Source organism: Thioalkalivibrio sp. ALJ3 (assembly GCF_000377205.1).
Lineage (GTDB): Bacteria > Pseudomonadota > Gammaproteobacteria > Ectothiorhodospirales > Ectothiorhodospiraceae > Thioalkalivibrio.
On sequence record NZ_KB897907.1, the window covers coordinates 387,768 to 406,509 of the forward strand.

At 67.1% G+C, this 18,742-nt stretch carries 17 protein-coding genes; 9 read left to right on the forward strand and 8 right to left on the reverse strand.

Features of this window, described 5'->3' with window-relative positions; translation table 11 throughout:
• Positions 1–12: 12 nt before the first annotated feature.
• Both C935_RS0108430 and C935_RS0108435 read right to left on the reverse strand, forming a co-directional pair.
• Positions 13–828, reverse strand: a complete 816-nt coding sequence (locus tag C935_RS0108430; protein ID WP_018862072.1) for a slipin family protein — start codon at positions 826–828, stop codon at positions 13–15.
• Positions 829–863: 35 nt separating this feature from the next.
• Positions 864–2,396, reverse strand: coding sequence for a nodulation protein NfeD (locus C935_RS0108435; RefSeq protein WP_018862073.1), 1,533 nt, complete (start codon positions 2,394–2,396; stop codon positions 864–866).
• 110 nt (positions 2,397–2,506) lie between these two features.
• Here C935_RS0108435 and mobA point away from each other — a divergent pair, with 110 nt between their 5' ends.
• From mobA to glp, 3 genes are all read left to right on the forward strand, one after another.
• The gene (mobA, locus tag C935_RS0108440; RefSeq protein ID WP_051074685.1) at positions 2,507–3,100 is read left to right on the forward strand and encodes a molybdenum cofactor guanylyltransferase MobA; all 594 of its coding nucleotides are present in this window, start codon (positions 2,507–2,509) and stop codon (positions 3,098–3,100) included.
• A 76-nt stretch (positions 3,101–3,176) separates the two neighbouring features.
• Positions 3,177–3,713: a molybdopterin-guanine dinucleotide biosynthesis protein B gene (gene mobB, locus C935_RS0108445; RefSeq protein WP_018862075.1), complete on the forward strand. Its 537-nt coding sequence runs from the start codon at positions 3,177–3,179 to the stop codon at positions 3,711–3,713.
• A 13-nt stretch (positions 3,714–3,726) separates the two neighbouring features.
• The gene (gene glp, locus C935_RS0108450) at positions 3,727–4,977 is read left to right on the forward strand and encodes a gephyrin-like molybdotransferase Glp (protein WP_018862076.1); all 1,251 of its coding nucleotides are present in this window, start codon (positions 3,727–3,729) and stop codon (positions 4,975–4,977) included.
• Between the two features lie 45 nt (positions 4,978–5,022).
• Here the strand turns inward: glp and C935_RS0108455 are convergent, their stop codons facing one another.
• Positions 5,023–5,388, reverse strand: a complete 366-nt coding sequence (locus tag C935_RS0108455; RefSeq protein WP_018862077.1) for a PilZ domain-containing protein — start codon at positions 5,386–5,388, stop codon at positions 5,023–5,025.
• A gap of 62 nt (positions 5,389–5,450) precedes the next feature.
• On the opposite strand from C935_RS0108455, the gene C935_RS0108460 reads away from it, so the two are divergent.
• The gene (locus C935_RS0108460) at positions 5,451–5,987 is read left to right on the forward strand and encodes an RDD family protein (RefSeq protein WP_018862078.1); all 537 of its coding nucleotides are present in this window, start codon (positions 5,451–5,453) and stop codon (positions 5,985–5,987) included.
• Between the two features lie 49 nt (positions 5,988–6,036).
• Here C935_RS0108460 and C935_RS0108465 read toward each other — a convergent pair whose 3' ends face one another.
• From C935_RS0108465 to lptF, 3 genes are read right to left on the reverse strand one after another with little or no spacing between them, the layout of a single operon-like run.
• Positions 6,037–6,693, reverse strand: a complete 657-nt coding sequence (locus C935_RS0108465) for a GDSL-type esterase/lipase family protein (protein WP_018862079.1) — start codon at positions 6,691–6,693, stop codon at positions 6,037–6,039.
• On the reverse strand, positions 6,690–7,763 hold the full coding sequence (gene lptG / locus C935_RS0108470) for an LPS export ABC transporter permease LptG (protein ID WP_018862080.1): 1,074 nt from the start codon (positions 7,761–7,763) through the stop codon (positions 6,690–6,692). Before lptG ends, C935_RS0108465 begins: the two co-directional genes overlap by 4 nt.
• Positions 7,760–8,875, reverse strand: a complete 1,116-nt coding sequence (gene lptF, locus C935_RS0108475; RefSeq protein WP_018862081.1) for an LPS export ABC transporter permease LptF — start codon at positions 8,873–8,875, stop codon at positions 7,760–7,762. The genes lptG and lptF overlap by 4 nt, the downstream gene beginning before the upstream one ends.
• Positions 8,876–8,964: 89 nt before the next feature.
• On the opposite strand from lptF, the gene C935_RS0108480 reads away from it, so the two are divergent.
• Positions 8,965–10,458: a leucyl aminopeptidase gene (locus C935_RS0108480; RefSeq protein ID WP_018862082.1), complete on the forward strand. Its 1,494-nt coding sequence runs from the start codon at positions 8,965–8,967 to the stop codon at positions 10,456–10,458.
• 16 nt (positions 10,459–10,474) lie between these two features.
• On the forward strand, positions 10,475–10,894 hold the full coding sequence (locus C935_RS0108485; RefSeq protein WP_018862083.1) for a DNA polymerase III subunit chi: 420 nt from the start codon (positions 10,475–10,477) through the stop codon (positions 10,892–10,894).
• A 30-nt stretch (positions 10,895–10,924) separates the two neighbouring features.
• On the opposite strand, the gene C935_RS0108490 is transcribed toward C935_RS0108485, so the two are convergent.
• Positions 10,925–11,524, reverse strand: coding sequence for a DUF938 domain-containing protein (locus tag C935_RS0108490; RefSeq protein ID WP_018862084.1), 600 nt, complete (start codon positions 11,522–11,524; stop codon positions 10,925–10,927).
• Positions 11,525–11,614: 90 nt separating this feature from the next.
• Between C935_RS0108490 and C935_RS0108495 the strand changes: the two genes are divergently transcribed.
• Positions 11,615–12,469, forward strand: coding sequence for a bifunctional nuclease domain-containing protein (locus C935_RS0108495; RefSeq protein ID WP_018862085.1), 855 nt, complete (start codon positions 11,615–11,617; stop codon positions 12,467–12,469).
• 21 nt (positions 12,470–12,490) lie between these two features.
• Here C935_RS0108495 and pgi read toward each other — a convergent pair whose 3' ends face one another.
• Positions 12,491–14,149: a glucose-6-phosphate isomerase gene (gene pgi / locus C935_RS0108500; RefSeq protein ID WP_026278734.1), complete on the reverse strand. Its 1,659-nt coding sequence runs from the start codon at positions 14,147–14,149 to the stop codon at positions 12,491–12,493.
• A gap of 168 nt (positions 14,150–14,317) precedes the next feature.
• On the opposite strand from pgi, the gene glgA reads away from it, so the two are divergent.
• Together glgA and ppc are read left to right on the forward strand one after the other, a co-directional pair.
• Positions 14,318–15,793 (forward strand): glycogen synthase GlgA, encoded by a 1,476-nt coding sequence (glgA, locus tag C935_RS0108505; protein WP_018862087.1) that lies wholly within the window; start codon positions 14,318–14,320, stop codon positions 15,791–15,793.
• Between the two features lie 96 nt (positions 15,794–15,889).
• Positions 15,890–18,730 carry a phosphoenolpyruvate carboxylase gene (gene ppc / locus C935_RS0108510; RefSeq protein ID WP_018862088.1) on the forward strand — a complete coding sequence of 947 codons (2,841 nt, stop codon included), beginning with the start codon at positions 15,890–15,892 and terminating at the stop codon, positions 18,728–18,730.
• Positions 18,731–18,742: the final 12 nt, after the last annotated feature.

Here is an 18,742-nt window from a genome sequence, read left to right on the forward strand (position 1 = left end):
CCCGTGCTCGGCCTACGAGTTGCCTCCCGGGTTAGCAGGATTGCCCGGGGCTTCCGGGTTCTCCGCGCGGAACTTGCCGGCGAGATTCTCGAACACCTTGGTCAGCTCCAGCGGCAGCGGGAAGAAGATCGAGTTCGCGTTGCCGTTGGTCGACATGTCGGACATCGTCTGCAGGTAGCGCAGCTGCAGCGCGGCCGGACTGGATTCCATCTTCTGCGCCGCCTGCACCAGCTTCTCGGCCGCCTGCAGTTCGCCCTCGGCGTGGATGACCTTGGCACGCCGTTCGCGCTCGGCCTCGGCCTGGCGGGCGATCGCACGGATCATCGAGTCGTCCAGGTCCACATGCTTGATCTCGACGTTGGTGACCTTGATGCCCCAGGCATCGGTCTGCGAGTCGAGGATCTCCTGGATGTCGTTGTTCAGCTTGTCACGCTCGGAGAGCATCTCGTCCAGGTCATGCTTGCCGAGTACGGAGCGCAGCGTGGTCTGCGCGAGCTGACTGGTCGCGGCGTAGTAGTCCTCGACCTGGATGACCGACTTGGCGGAATCCACTACGCGGAAGTACAACACCGCGTTCACCCTGACCGTCACGTTGTCCTGCGAGATCACGTCCTGGCTGGGCACGTCCAGTGTGATGATGCGCAGGTCGATCCGGACCATCTGCTGGATGCCCGGGATCACGATAATCAGGCCCGGGCCCTTCACCGACTGGAAGCGGCCGAGGAAGAAGATGACGCCACGCTCGTACTCGCGCAGCACCTTGATCGACATCACAATGATGGCGATCAGGATGACTAGCGGGACGACAAAGAAACCGAGATCGTTCATGTCCTGCTCCTTCTATGTTGAGGGTGCCGGGCCGGCTAGCCGGCCGAGGCAGTGCCCGGGGTGTCTTCTTCGGTCACGGGTTCGACCCGAAGCCTGAGTCCTTCAATCGCGGTCACGCGCACCTTCTGTCCTTCGCGGACCGGTGCCGAGGTCTCCGCGTTCCACTGTTCGCTGTGGACCCAGACCCGCCCGCTGCGGTCGAAGTCCTCGCGCGCCTCGCCGATCATGCCGATCATCTCTTCATAGCCGGTGGCGGGCTTCTTGCCGCGCAGACTGAACAGCCGACCCAGCACCCAAACCGACAGGATGCCAATGGCAATGGCGGTGCCGACCACCAGCGGGATCGCCACGTTGAGCTGCGGGTCGTCCCACAGGATGATGGAGCCAACGATGAAGGCCACGATTCCTCCTATGCCCAGCGCCCCGAAACTGGGTACGAAGGCCTCTGCAATCATGAAGATCATGCCCAGCAGCATCAGCGCCAGGCCTGCGTAGTTCACCGGCATCACCTGCAGCGCGAAGAATGCCAGGATCAGCGCGATTGAGCCGATCACCCCGGGATAGATCGCACCCGGATTGGCCAGCTCGAAGATGATGCCGTAGATCCCGATCAGCATCAGGATGTAGGCGATATTCGGGTTGGTGATCAGCGACAGCAGCTGGGTGCGCCAGTCCGGATCCATGCGCACGATCTCCAGCCCCTCGGTGGACAATGTGCGCTCGCCATCATGCATACGCACGGTGTGGCCGTCGATCTGCGCCAGCAGGTCGTCGAGGTTGTCCGCAACGAAGTCGATCACGTTCTGTTCCAGCGCGGCGGTCGCGGTCAGGTTGGAACCCTCGCGCACCGTCTCCTCGGCCCAATCGGCGTTGCGGTCGTAGCGCTCGGCCAGGCCGCGGATGTAGGACACCGCATCTTCCAGCACCTTGCGCTCCATCGCATCACCGCCCCGGCGGGGCGAGGGGGGATCGTCGTCCAGCAGTTCTTCCTCGGTGGCCGGTTCGATCTCGCCGTTGTCGCCGTTGCCGTTACCGTTACCGTTTTCGCCGTTGTCTCCGTCCTCGGTACCGTTATCCCCGTTGCCATTGTCATTGGCCTCGTCGGTGGCTTCCTCTTCCGGCGGGTCCATGCCCGGCAGGCCGCCACCGCCCATCTGCACCGGCGTGGCGGAGCCGAGGTTGGTGGCCGGGGTCATCGCGGCCACATGCGACCCGTAGAGGATGTAGGTCCCCGCGCTGGCTGCGCGGGCACCCGAGGGGTGGACGTAGGTGACCACCGGGACATCCGACTGCAGGATGTTGCGGATGATGCTGCGCATGCTGGAATCCAGCCCACCGGGGGTGTCCAACATCAGGACCATGATCTCGGCGTCCTCGGTCTCCGCACGCTCGATGCCCCGGCGGATGTAATCGCCAGTAGCCGGCCCAATGGCATCTTCCACGGTCAGCACCAGTGCGTGCCGTTGCCCGGTTTCCGCCAGCGTGGAAGCCGCCAGCCAGCCAGCCCCCAGCAGCAGGAACACCAGCCAGATTGCGGTCCGCCAGAGGCGCATGCCGCCTCGCTTCATGGGCTTCCTCTCCCGTCGATCCTGTTTCGTCGTACACTCCGCGACGGCCATACCGTCACGCACGTACACCCTAAACCATAGGCCATTGCGGCCCCGAACCCCCAGATACGATGCCTGAAATACCTGGAGCCAACACCTCGCATCCGTTGCTCGGTCTGATCCTGGCCGGCGGGCGCGGGCAGCGCATGGGTGGGCGCAACAAGGGCTGGGTGAAGTATCGGGGCCGCCCGCTGGTAGAACAGGTGATCGAACGCATCCAGCCGCAAGTGGACTCCATCGTGATCAGCGCCAACACCGATATCGACCGTTATCGCGCGCTGGGGTTTCCCTGTCGTCCGGATACTCGGCCAGACTATCCCGGACCACTGGCCGGGATCGCCACGGCATGGGCGTACTACCCCGGGCACAGCCTGCTCTGTGTCCCGGTGGATGCCCCGTCTCTGCCGCCCAACCTGGCCGAACGGCTGGGCCAGGCGCTGGGTCCTGGCGACGCTCCGGCCGCAATCGCCCATGACGGCGAACGCCTGCAACCGCTGTTCGCCCTGCTCAGACCCGAGCTGGCTACGCGCCTGGAGGCGGACCTCGGGGGTGGGTCACTGGCGGTCGGGCGCTGGTTTCGCGACATCGGCGCCACGGTCGTCGACTTCTCCGACCAGCCCGACAACTTCGTCAACCTGAATACGCCCGAGGATCTCGACGGCTGATGAACAGTTCGCGCACGCCCTTCCGCTCTCCCGGCTTAGCGATATACTCAGGCGCGCATAACGCGAGCAGACGACCATGAACCCATATCCTCTCAGCCTCCCGCGCATCGGCTTTGCGGCCTGGAGTGGGAGCGGCAAAACCACCCTGCTCAAGGCGCTGATTCCCGCCCTGCGTGCCCGTGGGCAGCGAGCCGCCGTCATCAAGCATGCGCACCATGCGTTCGACGTAGATACCCCCGGCAAGGACAGCTTTGAACTGCGCCACGCCGGCTCGGATCAGATGCTGGTTGCCTCCTGCCGCCGCTATGCGCTGATGGTGGAGACCCCGGAGACCGGCGATGGCCGTGTCCCGGATCTGGACATGCTCTGCTCGCGCCTGGACCCGGAGCGCGCGGACCTGATCCTGGTCGAGGGTTTCAAGCAGGCCGACCTGCCAAAGATCGAGGTCCACCGGCCGGCCGTCGGCAAGCCCCCGCTCTACCCGGAGATCCCCGGTGTGATCGCGGTCGCGACCGATGCCACCGAGCTGGACTTCGACGGTCCCCTGCTGCCGATTAACGACCCCGATACGATCGCGCGTTTTATCATTGACCACTTCAACCTGAATCCCTGATCCGGAGACCTCCATGGCCCAGGCCGCACCTAGCTGCGACGAGTTCGACCCCAACGCCCTGACCCTGGAACAGGCGCGCGCGGCCATCCTGCAGGCCTGCGATGCGCTGACTGAATTCGAGACCGTACCGCTGGAATCCGCACTGGGGCGCACCCTGGCCGAACCGATCGCCGCTCGTATCGACGTCCCGCCAGCCGCCGTCTCCGCGATGGATGGCTACGCCCTGCGCGCCGACGACGCCGTCGAAGGTCGCGAGCTGATACTGGCCGGGACCTCGGCCGCCGGGCACCCCTGGGACGGCACCGTGGAACCGGGCCAGTGCGTGCGCATCCTGACCGGCGCCGTGGTCCCGGACGGGGCCGATGTCGTGATCATGCAGGAACAGGTCGAGCGCATCGGCGAGTCCGGGATCCGCCTGAACAACGGCGGTCTGGCGCCCGGGCACAACATCCGCGGCCCGGGCAGCGACACCGCCAGAGGGATCGCGCTTTTCGACCAGGGACAAGTCATTGGCGCCGCCGAGATCGGCGTACTGGCCAGCCAGGGGATCGCGGAACTGCGCGTGCTGCGCAAGCCGCGGGTCGCGTTCTTCTCCACCGGCGACGAACTGATGCCGCTGGGACAGACGCTGGGCCCGGGCCAGATCCACGACTCCAACCGCCACACGCTGCGCGCGCTGCTGGCGGCCTACCCGGTCGAGGCACTGGACTACGGCGTGATCCGCGATACCGAGGCGGCCGTGCGCGAAGCACTGGAGCGCGCCGGGCAGGAGGCGGATCTGATCATCACCACCGGCGGGGTCTCGGTCGGCGATGCCGACCATGTGACCCGTGTGCTGCAGGCCTCGGGCCAGGTCGGCTTCTGGAAGATCGCAATCAAGCCTGGTCGCCCACTGGCCTTCGGGCGTTTCGGCAATGCTCATTTCCTGGGCCTGCCCGGCAACCCGGTTGCGGTCATGACGACCTTCGCCCTGCTGGTCCGCCCCGCCCTGCAGATCCTGGCCGGACACGACACCGCGCCGCCGCAGACCATCAGTGCACGCCTGGTGGAGGACCTGCGCAAGACCCCCGGGCGCAAGGACTTCCAGCGGGCCGTGCTCGCGACCGATGATCGTGGGTGGATCGTGCGCTCGGCCGGCGGCCAGAGCTCGCACCAACTGCGCGCGATGAGCGAGGCCAACGCCTACATCGTGCTGCCGCGCGAGTCGGACGGGGCGCGCGTGGGCGAATGGGTGGAGGTGCTCCCGTTCCGGGAAGTCTTCTGATTACCCCATCCGGGGCGCCGCCAATGAACGCTCAATGCAGCCGAGCTACTCGCGAGTCGGGACGGACTCGGCCATGGCGGCGAATTCACGTTCCAGCAGAGCCTCGTCGCCCAGGTTGAGCTCGACCAGCCGGCGCAGGTGCGTCGCCGATTCCAGCGGCATCGCCTCGATCTCGAGCCCCAGCCACAGGCCCTCCTGCCAGCGCGCACGGCCCTCGAACGCGATCCGCGCCTCGTCGGACAACGGGATGTCCAGCGTGACCACGGCACCCGCCTCCAGAGTCGGGATCTGCGACCCCTCGACCAGGACGCCACGCAGCGAGATATCCTCGACGCGCACGGGAGACTCCCCGTTCGCATGGATCAGGGTGGCCGGAAACTCCAGGGGGATACGTTGAAACCGTCGCTCCATACAGGAAGACTACGCGCTCCTTGCCCATTCCTCCAACCTGCATACCGATCCCGACCCTGCCCATGAGCCAAGACCCCAAGAATATCGAAGGCCTGCCCGCCGGCCTGCTGCGCCGCTTCGGCGCGATCATCTACGACGCCCTGTTGCTGGTCGCGATCTGGATGGTGCTGGGCATGATCGTGGTGGCACTGGGCAATCTGACCGGCCTGTACTCCACCCGCGCGCATTTCATTGCCAACCTGTTCGTGGGCTGGGCGTTCTTTTTCTGGTTCTGGACGCGTACCGGGCAGACCCTGGGCATGCAGACCTGGAACATCCAGCTGCGCACCGAACATGGCCAGCCAGTCAACGCTTGGCAGGCCACGCTGCGCTATATGGTCGCGGCCGCACAGTGGCTGGTGGTTCTGATGGCGATCTGGGCGGTGCGTCAGCACGGTGCCGTGGCGACCGTGGCGGTTACCGCCGCGGCGATCTTCGCTCTGGGTCTGTCGCAGTTCCACCCGCGGCGCTGGATGCTGCACGACTGGCTGTCCGGAACCGAACTGGTGCGCATCCCGGGCCTCGCCAAGCCTCGCTGGAAAAAGGACAAGGCAGTCTGAACCGACGTCGCCTGCGGTCCCGGATCCCGGAGCCCGCAGGGATCTTGCATCACGGGGCAAGCCACAGGCCGAGATCCTCCAGCCCGTCGGCGATTTGCTCCGCCATTTGCCGATAGCCCTCCGCGTTCGGATGGATGCGATCCGCGCGCAGATCGCCGTTCGAGAGCACCCCCGAGAGCACTGAACCGATCAGCGGGACCCCCTCCTCGCGCGCCAGCTCGCCATAGATGCCGTCGTCGCGCAGGCGCCCCGTCGCAGCCGCGAAGGCCGAGGCCGAGGGCACGCCAAGCAGCAGGGGCTGGGCGCCATGCTCACGCACCTCGTGGATCATTGCCCGCAGGTCCTCCTTGACCGACGCCGCTGCGCGCTGGCGCAGGAAGTCATTGCCGCCGAGGCCGATGATCACCAGATCGGGCTCGTGCTCGCGCAGACTGGGGCCCAAACGGTCACGTGCGCTGTCCGCCCGATCCCCCGGCACACCGTCGTTCACCACCCTCCATCCTGTGATTTCGGCCAGCCTCGCCGGAAAATCCTCTCCGCGCGAGGCACCGGTCCCGTGAGTCACGCTGTCCCCGAACGCCAGCACGGTGGCCGAACGCGGCAGCGGCTCCAGGTCACCGGGTCCGCTGCCGCCACAGCCGGCGAGCAGGGCCAGCAGCCCCGCCAGAGCGCCCGCGAGAAATATCCGCCGCGAGGAAGCGATCATGCCCGCACCGCCATGCGTCGCAGCGCCAGCAGCGCGATGGCCAGGAACAGCAGCACCGGCAGGCTGGCCGCCAGCAGCGGTGGCAGGTTGTACACCAGCCCCAGGTGAGTGATCGCGCGCATCACGATCACGAACGAGACGCCGATCGCGATCCCGATAAACAGGCGCTGGCCGGCGCCGCCCTCGCGCTGCGAGCCGAACAGGAAGGGGATCGCGAGCAGCAGCATCACGAAGGTGCTGGCGGGCAGAGTAAAGCGCTGCCAGAACGCAACCTCGTACGGGGCGGCGTCCAGCTGATTCTCGCGCAGATAATCGATGTAGCGGGACAGGTCGAGCGCGGCCATCTGGCTGGGCTCGACCACCAGCACGTCGAAATACTCGGGGGCGATCAGCCGGTCGATCGTCTCCTGCTCACGGTGTTCGGCAACCACGCGGTCATGTGACAGCTGCGAGCGTTCCACGTCCTCCAGCCGCCAGTCGCCATCGACAAACTGGGCCCGCGCCGCACGGGTGATCTGGCTCGGCTCGCGATCCCCGGTGAACTCGATGATGCGCACACCCACAAGCTGATTCCCGGCCAGCACCGACTCGGCGTGGATCATACGCTGACCGTCGCGCGCCCACAGCCCCATCGACCCCACACTGATCTCCTCGTCGAAGGCCGAAGCCTTCAGCGCCTGGGCACGCGTCTCCGAGGCCGGGGCGAAGAACTCGCCGACGATCAGCATCACCATCACCACCACCAACCCCGCCTGCAGCACCCAGACGATGAACCGGCCCAGCGTCATGCCGGCGGCCCGCATCGCCGTCAGTTCGCTGTTGGCCGCGAGGTTGCCCAGCCACAACAGCCCGCCGACCAGTGCGGCAGGCGGCAGCATTTCGTACATCCGTCGCGGCAGGGTCATGGCCACGTAGAGCATCGCCTCGGCAACCCCGTAGTTGCCAGTACCGGTGTCGCGCAGTTCGTCGATCATCGCAAACACCGCATCCAGCGCAACCAGCAGCACAACGGCCAGTCCGGTGCCGATCAGCACCTGGCGGATCACATAGCGCCCCAGCACCGTGGTCATGGTGCTCCTCCAGCATCACGCAAGCGAGGGCTGGCCGACCGCAGTCGCAGCAGGCCCTTGTGCCAGGCCAGCACTACCCACAGCACCAGCATCAGGCCATGGGTCCACCACAGCCCCAGGGCCAGCGGCGTGCGGCCGTCGGCCAGCTGTCCCTGCCCGAGGATCAGGAAGTTCGCGTACAGCACGTACACGCCGATCGCAGCCGGGATACGCGCATAGCGCCCAGTGCGTGGCGGCACCTGCGCCAGCGGCAGCGCGAGCAATGCCAGCACCAGGATTGAAAGCGGCATCGCCAGACGCCATTCCAGCTCGGCGCGCGCCTCGGGATCGTCGCGCTGCGCCCACAGCGCGGAGGTCGGCAGCGCATCCAGGCTGGCGCGCCGCGTGGTTGGGTCGGGCTCGGTAATCTGGGTGCGCAGGCGCTCGAACTCCAGCATGCGGAAGCTCGCGGTACCCGGCTCGCCGACATAGCGATAGCCGTTCTCCAGCATGAGGAAGCCGCTACCCTCGGCGTCGGGATCCGGTACCGCGCGCTCGGCCACGGTAATCTGCGACTCGCCATCCACCTCGCGATAGATGAAGACCTCCAGCAAGGCCTCGCGGTCCGCACTCATGCGCTCGGCGAAAAAGACCTGATCCCCCACCCGCGAGCGCAGGAACCGGCCCGGGGCAACCCCCACCAGGTCGGAACGCTGCTCGGCCAGGTCGCGCAACTGGTCGATCTGCGCCTCGGTGCGGGGCACGACCATGGTCATCAGCACCAGCAACAGGATCGCGGCCGGCGCAGCCACCCAGAACAGCGCACGGTAAAGGGCCGCGAACGACATCCCGCTGGCCTGCAGCGCGGTCATCTCGCTGTCGCGCTGCATGCGCCCGAAGACCAGCATGAACGCCAGAAACAGGGCGACCGGCCAGAGGAAGACGATGCCCTTGAACGCCCCGAACGCAACCATGCCGGGGAGGAAATCGACCGGCAGGCTGCCCTCAGCGACATCGCGCAGCACCCGCGCCAGCACGCCGCCGATAATGACCAGCAGCAGCACCACACTGACCGCGGCCTGGGTCAGCCACAGTTCGCGGGCAATGAAGCGCTCGGCGCGACGCAGGATCACGCGCGCATCACCCCGCGCCGGACGCGACGCGTGGTCGGGCGCCGCTCGGCGCTGGTAACATGATCGGACTCATTTTCGGGAGGCATTTGATGCAATTCTCCGTCACCACCTCGACCCTCGACAAACCCCGCGTCGGCATCCGCGCCGCCGGGATCGCCCACAAGCGCAAGCCGGCCGCGGGCGCCAGCGCCCTGGATGCCGCGCGCGACGGCGAGATCGCGGCCCTGCTGAAGGCCGGCGAGATGGATGGCGAGGCCGGCAGCCGGCTGTTGCTGCCCGGCGGTGGCAGCCCAGGCAATCAAGGGAAGGGTAGCGCACTCCTGATCGGCCTGGGGGCGAAGAAGGACTTCGACGCCCGTGCCGCGCGCAAGGCGGCGCAGGCCCTGGCCGCCGCACTGGTCGAGCGCCCGGCCACCAGCGCCGCGATCGCGGTCGCCGACTTCCAGCCGCGCGGCAAGGACATCGCCTGGGTGGTGCACACCCTGGTCGCGGCGATCTCGGATGCCGCCTACCGCTTCACCCCGTTCAAGGGCAAGGAGAAGACCACCCCGGTGAAGCTGGACAAAATCCAGCTGTGCGTAGAGCGCAAGGACGCCGAGGCCGCGAAGAAGGCCTGCACCGAGGCCGCGGCGATCGCCACCGGCGTGAACCGCGCGAAGGACCTGGGCAACACCCCGCCGAATGTCTGCTACCCGGAGAGCCTGGCCGACACCGCCCGCGAGATGGCGAAACAGCACAAGAAGCTGAAGGCCACGGTGCTGGACGAGAAGGACCTGGAGAAGCTCGGCGCCGGGGCCATCCTGGCGGTAGGCAAGGGTTCCGAGCGCCCGCCGCGCCTGATCGCGATGGAATACTCCGGCGGCAAGAAGGGCGACGCCCCGGTGGTGCTGGTCGGCAAGGGCATCACCTTCGACACCGGCGGGATCTCGCTGAAGCCCGGCGCCGAGATGGACGAGATGAAGTACGACATGTGCGGGGCCGCCAGCGTGTTCGGGGTCATCGAGGCCTGCTGCGAACTGGGGCTGCCGATTAACGTGGTCGGCGTGGTCACCAGTGCCGAGAACATGCCCGACGGCCGCGCGACCCGCCCCGGCGACATCGTCACCACGCTGTCCGGGCAGACGGTAGAGATCCTGAACACCGACGCCGAAGGCCGCCTGGTGCTGGCCGATGCGCTGACCTGGGTCGAGCGCTACAAACCAAAGGCAGTGATCGATATCGCCACCCTGACCGGGGCCTGCATCGTCGCACTGGGCCATCAGGGTGCGGCGATCCTGGGCAACAACGAGCGCCTGGCGAAGAGCCTGCTGGCTGCCGGCGAGGAGACCGGTGACCGTGGCTGGCAGCTCCCCCTGTGGCCGGAGTATCAGGAACAGCTGAAGAGCAATTTCGCCGACATGGCCAATATCGGCGGGCGCCCGGCCGGCACGATCACCGCCGCCTGCTTCCTGTCGCGCTATACCGAGGACTACACCTGGGCGCATGTCGACATCGCCGGCGTGGCCTGGAAGAGCGGCAAGGAAAAGGGCGCGACCGGCCGCCCGGTGCCGATGCTGATGCGCTACCTGCTCGACCAGGCCTGACCCGGGTCGGGCGCGGATGACCCACGTCAGCTTCTACCTGCTGCAGGACCCGGCCCCGGAGGCACGCCTGCGCTTCACCTGCCGCCTGGCGAAGAAGGCCAGCGGCCAGGGCCATCGCGTGCACATCCACACCGGCTCGCCGGAGCTGACGCGGACCCTGGACGAGTGGCTGTGGACCTTCGAGGACACCGCCTTCCTGCCGCACAGCACCGACGTACGCGATGCGGACGTCCCGGTCTCCCTGCACGAGGCCCACGCCCCGTCGGATCGCTGCGACGTGCTGATCAACCTGGCGCCGGAGGTGCCGGAATACTGTGGACGCTTCAAGCGCGTCGCGGATATCGTCGGTGGGGAGGAATCGGAACGCGAGGCGGGCCGCGCCCGCTATCGCTACTTCAAGGAACGCGGCTACCCGCTTGAGCACCACAACATCTGACACGCACCACGCCAGGGAAACACGGACTCTTCAGGCCTTGTGCCAGATCAGCACCTGATTGTTGACCGGCATCTCCACCACCTCGGCCCGGCCAAGTCCATGCTGCCCGGCCAGCGCGTCCAGATCGGCGCGGTCGCGCACACCCATGCCCAGTTTCTGCTGACGCAGCATCGCGTCGAAGCGCGCATTCGACGGCGCCGTGTGCGCGCCGTCATGTGCGAACGGGCCGTACAGCGCGAATAACCCGCCCGGTGCCAGCACCCGCCCCACACCCGCGAAAAAGGCCTCGACCGCCAGCCAGCGCATGATGTGCACGGTATTCGCGCTGTAGACATAGTCGAACGGCCCCTCGGGCCAGGGGTCGCTCAGCACGTCCAGCGCCACCGCTGCCCGCAGGTTCGGCAGCGCCGCGTCCCTGCGCCAGGCCTCCACCCCCGGGAGATTCTCCGCAACATCGCTCGGAAGCCAGTCGAGGTGTGGCAGGGCACCGGCGAAATACACCGCGTGCTGTCCCGTGCCCGCCCCGACCTCCAATACCCGGCCGGGTGCGGCAAAACGCTCGCGCAGCACGGACAGGATGGGGTCGCGATTCTCCTCCGCGGCCGAGGCGTGGGGCTTGTGGCGCGACATAATCTCTCCTGCACCTGAATTCGGGTCATTCTGGACGCACCTGGAGCGGACTGCCATGATCGAGGGACACCCCGAACACAGGCCCACCCCATGTCGCATCGCCACCGGTTTGCCTGGCCCCTGGTCCTGGCACTCACCCTGGTGCTCGCCGCCAGTGACGCCCTCGCCCGCGAAGTCGACCCGGAGGCGCTGGAGCGCGTGCTACCGGTGGAACTGGCAACCGTTGGCATGGATGCCCAGACCGGCGCCCCGATCGCCCTTTTACGCGACCCCGACTCCCGCGAGGTGGTCCCGATCGTGATTGGCCCCGATCAAGCGCAGTCCATCCTGCTGGCGATGCACGACGTTCAGCTGTCGCGCCCCCAGACGCACGACTTGATGATCAACCTACTGGACGAACTGGATGCAACTCTGGAACGCGTGATCGTCGACGGCCTGGTCGACGGCACGTACCTCGGCTGGCTGGAGCTGCGCGTGGAGGGCGAGGACGAGCCGCGCTACATCGACACCCGCCCCAGCGACGGTCTGGCTCTGGCTGTGCGCACCGGCGCCACGATTGCGGTCTCGCCCGACGTCCTCGAGGCCGATGTGCCGTTCGAATACAGCCCGCCCGGCGACGACGAGGTGGTGACCGCGCTCGGCATCACCGTAATCGCGGTGCGCGACGACCTGCGCGAGGCGCTGGAACTGCCGGACGAACCCGGCGTGCTGGTGAGCCGCGCTGAGGGCGCGGCCGCAGCCGCCGGCCTGGCGCAGGGCGCGCTGATCCTGGAGGTGAACGGGCAAACTCCCGAGACCCCGATCGAGTTCCTGGATGCAGTCTCCGAGACCCCGGATGGCGAAGAGGCGGAGATCCGCTTCTGGCTGGACGGCGAGGAACAGACCATCACCCTGCCCACCGACGTCCCGCAGATCGAGGAATCGGACGACGCCCTGGCCGTGTAGCGGATCGGACCAGGAACGGACTCAGTCGGCAGTCGGCAGCCGCGGGCGCAGCCAGTCCAGCGTCGCGGCCGTGGCCGCATCCGGCTGTCCACCCTCGCCGCGCAGGGCCTGCAGAGCCTCGCCGGCCAGCTGCTTGCCAAGCTCCACACCCCACTGGTCGAAAGCATTGATGCCCCAGAGCGTCGCGAGCACATAGATTTTGTGCTCGTACAGCGCGATCAGGGCCCCCAGCGTGGCCGGATCGAGCTGCTCCAGCAGGATTACGGTGCTGGGCCGGTTGCCCGGGAAGGTGCGGTGCGGGGCCAGGGCATCGATCTGCTCGGGCGCGATACCGGCCGCAGCCATCTCCGCGCGCACCGTCCCTTCGTCCTTGCCCAGCGCCAGGGCCTGCGCCTGCGCCACTAGATTCGCCAGCAGCAGCGGGTGCTGGGCCGGAAGGTCGTGCTCCGGCCGGGCCACGCCGATGAATTCCGCCGGGATCACCCGCGTGCCCTGATGCAGCAGCTGGAAGAACGCGTGCTGGCCATCGGTGCCGACGGCCCCCCAGACGATGCTGCCGGTATCCTCGTCCACCGGGCGGCCATCCAGCCGCACCTGCTTGCCGAGACTCTCCATCTCCGCCTGCTGCAGATAGGCGGGCAGCAGGGCCAGACGTTCGTCATAGGGCAGGACCGCGCGGGCGCAGCCCCCCAGCAGATTCTGGTTCCAGTAGTCGACCAGGGCCATGCGTACGGCGGCATTGTCGGCGAGGGTCGTGCCGCGCACGTGCTCGTCCATCATGTGCGCCCCGCCAAGGAAGGCGCGGAAGCCATCCATGCCCAAAAGTAACGCCACCGGCAGACCGATCACCGACCACACCGAATAACGCCCGCCGACCCAGTCCCAGAAGCCGAACATGTTGGCCGGGTCGATCCCGAACTCCACCACCCGCTCGCGCGCGGTGGACACCGCGACGAAATGGCGGGCAACCGCCTCCGCGGGAAAGTGGCCAAGCAGCCAGTCGCGCGCGGCGCGGGCGTTGGTCAGGGTCTCCTGCGTGCCGAAGGTCTTGGAGGCGACGATGAACAGGGTCGTCTCGGGGTCGGCCTCGCGCAGTTCGGTGGACAGCGCGGCACCATCCACGTTGGAGACAAAGCGCACGGTCAGCGGATCGCCCTCGGCGGTCGGCCGGGCATGTGCGGCCAGGGCACGGCAGACCATGCGCGGGCCCAGGTCGGAGCCGCCAATGCCGATATTGATCACCCGCCGGATCGGTCGGCCCGTATGGCCCGTATGTTCGCCCGCGTGAACCCGGCGCACGAAGGCCTCCATGCGCTCGAGTTCCGCGTGCACCGGCCCGGCCAGGTCCTCGCCTGCGACCTCGCAGCGCGTGCCGGGCGGCAGGCGCAGCGCCGAGTGCAGGGCCGCTCGGTCCTCGGTGATGTTCACACGCTCGCCCGCGAACAAGCGCTCCAGCGCCCCGGCCACACCGCAATGCTCCGCATGCGCCGTCAGGGCCTGCCAGCCCGGGCCGTCCAGCCGCTGGCGCGTCCAGTCCAGGCGCAGCCCCGCGATCTCCTGCACATCCCGCTGCACCCGGCCCGGGTCCTCTTCCAACAAGTTTCGCAGGGGACGCTCGTTCAGCCGCGCTCTATGTGCAGCCAGATCATCATTCCGTGCCGGTTCGTTCCCTGAGATCATCCGTGTGCCCCTCGCGATGGTGACTCCAGATTGCAGCGCTCCGTCCAACCGTTCAATGCCCCGGCGTTCCATGTCGTCCCGTTCCATATCGCTCCGGGCGCCTGAGTTACACTCTTGGAAACGCAACCGGGGCTCCCGGTTCCACCAGTGTTTCCCCAGGGAATTGTTATGCGCATCCTTTTTGCCAGCAGCGAGGCGTACGGCCTGACCAAGACCGGGGGCCTCGCCGACGTCAGCGCCAGCCTGCCCGTTGCCCTGCGCCGTCGTCGGCAGGACGTACGGCTGGTCGTGCCCGGCTATCCGGAGGCCTGCAGCCAGCTGGCCCACGCGCAACCCTTGCCCGGCCCCCCGGATGCGCCCTGGCAGTTGATCGAAGGCCACCTGCCCGGCACCAAACTGCCGGTCTACCTGGTCGACTGGCCGGAGTACTTCCAGCGGGCCGGCAACCCCTACAGCGCCAGCAATGGCATGGACTGGCCGGACAACGCCCAGCGTTTCGCCGGGTTCGCGCGGGCGATCACGGCGATTGCCCGCGACAAGGCCGGGCTCGACTGGGCACCGGAACTCGTGCACCTGAACGACTGGCAGACCGGTCTCGTTCCCGTATTCCTGGACCCCGAGCGCAGCGGTCTCCCGCGCCCGCGCACGATCTTCACGATCCACAACCTCGCCTATCAGGGGCTGTTCCCGGCGAAGGCGATGGACGATCTGGGCCTGCCGTCCGATCTGTGGACCCCGGACGCCCTGGAGTTTCACGACCACCTGTCCTTCATGAAGGCCGGGCTGGTCTTCGCCGACGCCATCACCACGGTCTCGCCCACCTACGCCCGGGAGATCCAGGAGCCGGAATCGGGCATGGGCCTGGATGGCGTGCTGCGCGCCCGCACCAAGGACCTCTACGGCATCCTGAACGGGGTGGACTACCGTGCCTGGGATCCCTCCCGCGATCGCCACATCGCCCGGACCTACTCGGCGGAGGACCTGTCAGGCAAGGCCGAGAACAAGGCCGCCCTGCAAAAACGCATGGGACTGGAGGTCGATCCCGACGTACCGCTCCTCGGTCATGTCGGCCGCATGGTCGAACAAAAGGGCGTGGACCTGATCCATGCGGCCTGCACCCCCTTGCTGGAGTCCGGACGCGTGCAACTCGCCCTGGTCGGTTCCGGACAGAAGGACCTGGAACACGCGACCGGCGCCCTGGCGCGGACCTACACCGGCCGCGTCGGGGTGCACATCGGCTACGACGAGCCGCTGGCGCACCAGATCGAGGCCGGGGCCGACCTGTTCCTGATGCCCTCTCGCTTCGAGCCCTGCGGCCTGAACCAGATGTACAGCCTGCGCTACGGCACACCGCCGGTGGTACATGCCACGGGTGGGCTGGCGGATACCGTCGTCGACGCCACCCCCGAACACCTGGCCGACGGCACCGCCAACGGATTCAGTTTCACGCCCGACACGGTCAGCGCGCTGACGCAGGCCCTGGAAAGCGCCCTGGACCTCTACCACAGGCGCGCCGACGGGCGCTGGGAACAGCTCCTGCGCACCGGTATGGGCCAGGAGTTCGACTGGTCCACCAGCGCCGAACACTACCTCTCCCTGTATCGCCAGCTGGCGCCCCGCAAGCGACAGACTGCAACAGCCTGATCTGCGCTATAATCCGTGACCGTTTCGCGCACGCAGTGAATGCAACGATCCCCACAAGGCCGGCCCAGCGCCGGCCTTGTGCTTGCAGAAGGGCTTATGACTCATAGCGACCAAGACGACCGATTCCTGCCCAAGGACAAGGAACTGCGGGCCCGTGTGCGCCTGTTCGGCGAACTGCTGGGCAATGTGATCCGCAAGCTCGAAGGCCAGACCGTGTTCGACGCCGTGGAGAAACTCCGCCGCGGTTTTGTGAGCCTGCGCAAGGAAGAGGATTCCCAGCTGCGCCAGCGCCTGATGGCGGACATCACCCATTTCGACGCTGCCCTGACCGAACGCGTGATCCGCGCGTTCAGCATCTACTTCAGCCTGGTCAACATCGCCGAGGAGGACCTGTTCTATCGCTGGCGCCGCGCGCAGGTTTCCAGTGGCGAACCGCTGTGGACCGGCTCTTTCGATCAGACGCTGCGTGAGCTGCATGACGAGGGCGTGACCGCCGCCGAGCTGGAGCGCCTGCTCGCGGAACTGCACTACCAGCCGGTATTCACCGCGCATCCGACCGAGGCCCGCCGCCGAACCACGATGGAAAACCAGCGCCGCGTGTTCGAGACGGCCGACCGCCTCAACCAGCCAGGGCTGGGAGAAGAGGAACGCCGCCTGATCATCGAGGAGCTGGAAACCCAGATCCAGCTGCTGTGGCGCACCAACGAGGTGCGAGTGAAGAAGCCGCAGGTCCAGGACGAGATCAAGTACGGGCTCTTCTACTTCGAGGAGAGTCTGTTCGAGGCGATACCGCAGTCCTATCGCTTCCTGGAGAAGGCGATCCGGCGCATCTACGGCGTGCACCCCGACGGCAGTCTGCCAATGCGCATCCCGGCCTTTCTGCACTTCGGTTCCTGGATCGGCGGTGACCGCGACGGCAACCCGAACGTCACCCCGGAAGTCACCGAACTGGCCTGCCGCCTGGCGATGGAACAGGTCCTGCGTGAATACATCAAGCGGGTCAACCACCTGCGCAATGTACTTACCCATTCGGCCTACATGTGTCAGCCGTCGCAGGAATTCCTCGACAGCCTGGACGCCGACAGCAACATCGCCAACGCGGTGTTCCACGGCGCCTCCGACCGTTTCGAGAGCGAACCCTACCGGCGCAAGCTGTACATCATGCGCTACCGCCTGCGCGAGACGCTGGAGACGGTCTGCCGACGCATCCAGGGTGAGGCGGCCGTGCTGCCGACCAACAGCGCCTACGCCGACGCCGAGGCGTTTCTGCAGGATCTGAACCTGATCCGCGACTCGCTGGTCAGCCATGGCGATCGCAACATCGCCTCGGGCGCGCTGACCGACCTGATCCGCCTGGTCGAGACCTGCGGCTTCCACCTGCATCACCTGGATGTACGCCAGGAGTCCACGGTCCACAGCGAGGCCATCGCCCAGCTGCTGCAGCAACTGGCCCCGGAGGTCGACTACAACACGCTGGACGAATCCGGCCGCCAGAAAGTCCTGAGCGATCTGATCGCGGCGCCAGCGCTGTCCGATCTGAATCGCGAGGCCCTGGACGAGGGCGCGCTGGAGACCCTGCGCGTATTCGACGTCATCCATGCAATGCGCCGCGAGATCGGTCCGGACGGCATCGGCACCTACGTGATCTCGATGACCCACGCCGCCTCGCATGTGCTGGAGGTCCTGCTGCTGGGCCGCCTGGCAGGCCTGGCCGGCGAGGACGAGAACGGCGAGCCGTTCTGCCACCTGCGCATCTCGCCGCTGTTCGAGACCATCGAGGACCTGCTGCATGTCGAGGACGTGCTGGAAGGCCTGCTGTCCAACCCCGTGTATGCCCGCCTGCTGTCCGCCTCCGGCAACGTCCAGGACGTGATGCTCGGCTACTCCGACTCCTGCAAGGATGGAGGCATCCTCGCCTCCAGCTGGAACCTCTACGAGGCGCAGAAGAAGATCGTCGGGATCACCGACCGCTTTGGCGTGCGCTGCCAGCTGTTCCACGGCCGCGGTGGCACCGTTGGCCGCGGCGGCGGCCCGACGCATGAATCCATCCTCGCCCAACCTCCGGCCACCGTGCAGGGGCGGATCAAGTTCACCGAGCAGGGCGAGGTGCTGTCGTACAAGTACTCCAACGCGGAGACGGCGGTCTACGAACTGGGCATGGGGGCGACCGGTCTGATGCTCGCCTCGCGCAGCCTGATCCGCCCGGCCCGCCAGGATCGCGACGAGTACCGCGCCACCATGGACGAGCTGGCGCGCGCGGGCGAGGATGCCTATCGCGACCTGATCGACCGCACACCGGGTGTCCTGGACTACTTCTACGAGATCACCCCGGTACAGGAGATCGGTTTCCTGAATATCGGCTCGCGTCCCTCGCACCGGCGCAAGACGGATCGCTCCAAGAGTTCCATCCGTGCGATCCCCTGGGTGTTCGGCTGGGCGCAGTCACGCCACACCCTCCCTGCCTGGTACGGGATCGGGTCGGCCCTGGAACAGTGGCGCAGCAACGATCCCGGGCGGCTGGAGCAGCTACAGCGGATGTATCAGGAATGGCCGTTCTTTCGCTCTCTGCTGTCGAACTGCCAGATGGCGCTCACCAAGGCCGACATGCGCACGGCCGCCGAGTACGCGCGCCTTTGCAACGACGCGGAGCTGGCCGAGCGCCTGTACTCACTGGTGCGCGAGGAGCACACGCGAACAGTTAACGAGGTGCTGCGCGTTGCGCGGCTGGACAACCTGATGGACGAGACGCCGCTGCTGGCGCGCTCGTTGCAACGGCGTAACCCGTATCTGGACCCCCTCAACAGTATCCAGATCCACCTGCTGCGCGAGTCGCGCCAATTTGATGCCGAGGCCGACGACGACGCGGACAATCCCTGGCTGTCGCCACTGCTGCGTTCGATCAACGCAATTGCGGCAGGCATGCGCAACACCGGCTGAGCGCAATCATCC